This window comes from Streptococcus sp. 1449 (assembly GCF_013276805.1).
GTDB lineage: Bacteria > Bacillota > Bacilli > Lactobacillales > Streptococcaceae > Streptococcus > Streptococcus pseudopneumoniae.
In genome coordinates, this window is the sequence record NZ_VMLS01000040.1 from 1 (window position 1) to 5,215 (window position 5,215).

A 5,215-nucleotide genomic window follows, 5' to 3' on the forward strand; every position below is an offset into this window, starting at 1 on the left:
GCTCCACCTTCATACCGAACTCGAAGAACACCACCTCTAAGGTCCAAATCCTCCCCTTCGGCGTAGCTTGTTTTCTTAGGTCCTGTTTCTAGGCTGACTGACTTGATTCTTCTGTCATCTTTTGGAACGGAAACCGCTAGGACATTACTAATTTCCTTGCCTGGAAACTGGGTACGATAGTACAGAAGACCAGATTGATTTGTCAAATCCAATGGTGCACTTGCTAGGTCTCCTCCAACTTCGCTCTTCAAGGTTGCAAGCGGAGTTTGAGAATTTGGATTGTCATAAACGGTAATGGTTGCTCCAGCTGGTACATCCGCAAAACCAACCTGTACCTTGTTATTGCCTAGAGAACGGGCTGCAGCCTTGGCCATCGGAATATTGACACTCTCAGTATCAAGCTTTTCATACATTTTCCAGTTATAGATACGAATAGCCTTCCATGGAGTTCCATTGTCAGAAGTGACAACATTTAAGCGCCAATCTTGAGCTGTGATAGGTTTATCAAGGGTAATATCTGTAACATGAGCTTTATTGCCACGGACTTCCTTAGCCAACTTCCATTGACCATCCGCATCTTTATAATAGAGGTCAAAGTCTTTGGTGTTCATCAAACCATCGTTGACAGATTCTCCACCAGCTCCAGCATGATCCATCACCCATCTAACAACTGTACGTGGCTGGGTCAAACGAATATCCACACTACCACTTAATTGAGAAGAAGACCATTTGTCAGATAGACTGGTGATGGTCCCATTCAACATACCTTCGATACCTTCTCCACCTTCTGTATCTGGGAAGGTACTTCCGATAACAGTAGCCCCTGGAACGATGTTTTCTGCTAGAGGTCTTGGAAGACTTGTGTCTTGGACAGTCATCCCCCACTCAAAGTTTGTAGTTGCTGCTTCAGAACGAAGGCCATTCTTACCAACTGCAACAACCTTCAACTCCTGACTAGTACCAGTCGCACTAGCTGAGCGGCTAACTTTTGGTAGGTAGATCGTAGTTGCAGATGAACCTGTCAATAGGCGCCAAGCATCGCCATCCTTTTCATAGACTTCATAGAAATCAGCATCTTTATGACCAGTAAATTGTACAACTGCTTCCGCTTCTTGGGCATTTTTAAGGACTTGTTTGGCTACAGCTACTGTGGTTGGTGCCTGAGGAGCATCTTGATTATTGCTGATGGTCAATTGCCCCAGGTTAAATTGATAACCTTTTAAGTCTTTGTCATTTTCAAAATAGAGTTTAATACCGTAAATTGTTTTACCTGCCAAGGCACTCAAATCAAAATCATCGGTAGTCCAGTTATCTGAAACTGTCAATTCTTTACGGGCAGCTTTATCACCATAGGTATAATCTTTCTTGGTTGCAAATTCTACATAAACCTTGGTCCCTTTGCCTCCTTTGTGGGCAACATGCAATTTGGTTGTATCTGTCACCTTCAAGCGAGTAGAGTACAAATTCACATCTTGCTTGGTCGCACCTGAAAGATCCCCTGCAAATTTAAGAGAAGTTCCACCATTATAAGCATCTTCAAAATCATAGCTTGCTTTCAACTTATCACCAGTTGATTTTTGCCACCAGCGCCATGTTGGAAGAACACCTGAAACTGAACGGTAATTCCACTCAGAATCCTTAGAAACCTTACCATCTACGAACCATTTTCTACCATGACCTGTATTAAAAGAAGTGGTAAAAGTATGACCTACTGCTGGCGTGCGGTCCGCAACTAGGTTGGCAATCCCGTACCAGTCCTTGTCATCTGGTTTTTGACCAGTTGGATCGCCTTGGTAACCAGTGAAGAAGATATTTTCATTCTTATGATAGTCTTCGCCTGTCTTGCCAAGACTTGTAATAGTATCTGGCGCAAAGAGACCAAGTGACAAGCGAAGTTTGCCATTTTCATCTAAAAGGGCATCCCATTTCACTTTAGTCTTATAAGAACCACCCTGTTGCAATTCCAAACCTGCAAAGACATCGTACTGGCTACGCTCTAACCATTTGGCCATAGCTACAGAGTAATCATTCTTCTCTTTGGTCCAGTTAAAGTTAGCAAAGAAGTGATCAGCGGGTACCTTGTCCCCCTCTTTTTGCATAAACTGATAGTTGTATTCTCCTAAACCATCTTGGTGGTAACGTCCATAGTTATAAGTCATGGCATCGTACCAAGAATACTTGATTGGATGGTTTACCTTAGCAGCATACTCCTTGGTATAGAGCATAAACTGGCGCATCTTTTCTCCAAGAGGTTCAACCAAATCCCCAGTTGTTTCCTGGTTGATGAAATAGCCATCATAGCCATAATACTTGGCCATATCTACCAATTTACGGGCAATTGGGAAGCTACCATCTGCGTCTTGCTTCAAAGCTTCAGCAAATTTTTCTTGATCAGCAATACTATTAGACCAGTTGAAGAAGAGTGTACCATATACAGGAACCCCGTTACGGTGACCTGCATCAATAACGTCAGGAGTTGGTACGAGACCTTCCCAGAAGACCATTGAATCTAGATATTGCCAATAGTCAAAAGCATAGGCCTTGAACTCTTCTCCACCAACAGAAGCATGGTCTTTTGCTTTAGAATTGGTGTTTGATAGGGCTTGAACTTTTGCTTCCTTGCTAGCTTTTTCATTAACCAAATGACCTGTCCGACGTGAAGCGAGGGCGACAGACCCGCGGTTAATAGCATCATCTTCACGAGCACCTGGTTCCCATTTTAACAATTCTTCCCAAGAATTAAATTTGATTTCCTTTGGTTTTAATGTTTTTTCTGTATTTTTAGGGACATCTGGCTGGACTTCTTTTTCAGTCTTATTAGCTTCGGCTGCTGGCTTAGACTCATCCCCTTGGTTAGTTGCTTCGGGCTTTGCTTCTGTTTCCTTGTCAGACTTAGGTTTTGCTTCTGCAGATGGTGTTTCTGCAACCACCTCACTTGCTTTTTCCTCTGGTTTAGCTGCGCTAGCTGCTTCTGCAGTTTCAGTAGTTGCAGCTTCATTGCTTGCTGGCGAAGCAGTTTCAGATGCTATCGCTACTCCTTCTGCCTTTTCTAGCTTGTTTTCTCTAGCATGTTCCCCTTCATTCTGCTTATCAGCTTCATTGGTCGAATGCTCACTCTCTCCTGAAACAAGCTCTGTATTAGCTCCGCTATTTTCAGGAACTGCAGTTTCTTCAGCCAAGGCTGGACTAGCAAATAAAACAGCACCAATCATCAGCGGGCAGGCTCCTACTGATAACTTACGAATACTGTAACGACAACGTCTTTCAAAAAATGAATTCTTCATTTTCTCCTCCTAAAAAATTGATTTTGTTGCACAAAAGAAAGCGCTTAACTTTCTTTATAAAATTTTTATCCCAATCACAGGGACCAAGATAATCACATTTTTATCCTAAAGCATTTTTTGACAAAAAACAATAGCTGTTTTCACAAATCTAAAATAAGGTTAAAAACTCTTAAAAATAATACACTTATCAATTATAATTTTCTTTTACAAACTTGACATTAACACTTGTTAGATTTACTTTTATCCTTTAAAATAGAATAGGAGATATTCCGCGATTATTTTTCGGAGGAAAAAGAAATGTCCATTAATTGGCAGGAAATTTTATTTCACTTTTTAGGTGGTCTGGGACTATTCTTATATAGTATCAAGACCATGGGAGACGGTTTGCAACAAGCTGCTGGAGATCGCCTTCGTTTTTACCTTGACAAATATACTAGTAATCCTTTCTTTGGAGTTCTGGTTGGTATTGGGATGACTGCTCTAATTCAGTCTAGTTCTGGTGTAACAGTTATTACAGTCGGCCTGGTCAGTGCCGGTCTCTTAACCTTACGTCAGGCTATCGGGATTGTCATGGGTGCTAATATTGGGACAACTGTCACATCCTTTCTCATCGGTTTTAAATTAGGTAACTATGCCCTACCTATGCTCTTTATCGGTGCCGTCTGTCTCTTTTTTACGAAAAATCGGACAGTCAATAATATCGGACGCATCCTCTTTGGTGTCGGTGGTATCTTTTTTGCCCTCAATCTCATGAGCGGCGCAATGGCTCCACTCAAGGATTTACAGGTCTTTAAGGACTATATGATTGAGCTAAGTAAGAATCCTGTTTTGGGTGTCTTTGTCGGTACCGGCTTGACCTTACTGATTCAAGCTTCCTCGGCTACCATCGGGATTTTACAAAACCTCTACGCCAGCAATCTCATTGACCTGCAAGGAGCTTTGCCAGTTCTATTTGGTGACAATATCGGGACAACCATTACAGCCATCATTGCCTCTTTAGGTGCTAATATTGCAGCTAAACGGGTAGCAGGAGCTCATGTTGCCTTCAACGTTATCGGAACAGTCGTCTGCGTTATTTTTCTAGTTCCTTTTACAGCCCTGATTCATTGGTTTGAAGCTACGCTAAATCTAGCACCAGAAATGACCATCGCCTTTGCTCACGGAACCTTTAATATTACCAATACCATTGTCCAATTTCCATTTATCGGAGCTCTGGCTTACTTTGTAACCAAGATTATTCCTGGAGAGGACGAGGTTGTCAAATATGAACCCTTATATCTTGATGAGCATTTCATCAAACAAGCCCCATCTATCGCTCTCGGAAATGCTAAGAAAGAGCTCTTGCATTTAGGAAACTACGCTGCCAAAGCCTTTGACCTTTCCTATAAGTATATCATTGACTTGGATGAAAAAGTTGCTGAAAAAGGGCATAAAACCGAAGAAGCCATTAACACCATCGATGAGCAATTAACACGTTATCTCATTGCCCTTTCAAGCGAAGCTCTCAGTCAAAAAGAAAGCGAAGTGCTCACCAATATCCTTGATTCCTCCCGTGATTTGGAACGGATTGGAGACCACGCGGAGGCTCTACTCAATCTGACTGACTATCTTCAACGTAAAAATGTTGAATTTTCTGATGCCGCCTTGAAAGAATTAGAGGAAGTTTATCGTCAAACTAGTGACTTTATCAAAGATGCTCTGGATAGTGTGGAAAACAATGATATTGAAAAAGCACGCAGTCTTGTAGAACGTCATGAAGCAATAACGTGTTCTCAGAAAAACCCACATCAAACGCCTCAACAAGGGCGAATGTTCAACACAAGCTGGGGTCAACTTTATAGACATCATCTCACACTACACTCGTGTATCAGACCACGCTATGAACCTTGCTGAAAAGGTTTTTGCAGAACAAATCTAAGAACCAAGAAGCT

1 protein-coding gene and 1 pseudogene are annotated in these 5,215 nt (G+C 41.9%); one reads left to right on the plus strand and one right to left on the minus strand.

The genetic code is table 11. The annotated features are described in order from the left end of the window. A partial coding sequence (locus HT687_RS07835) for a YSIRK-type signal peptide-containing protein (RefSeq protein ID WP_172924141.1) occupies window positions 1–3,284 on the minus strand: 3,284 nt, incomplete at its 3' end. Window positions 3,285–3,581: 297 nt separating this feature from the next. Here HT687_RS07835 and HT687_RS07840 point away from each other — a divergent pair. Then, a pseudogene (locus tag HT687_RS07840) lies at window positions 3,582–5,202 on the plus strand (Na/Pi cotransporter family protein). The last annotated feature ends 13 nt before the right edge of the window (window positions 5,203–5,215 follow it).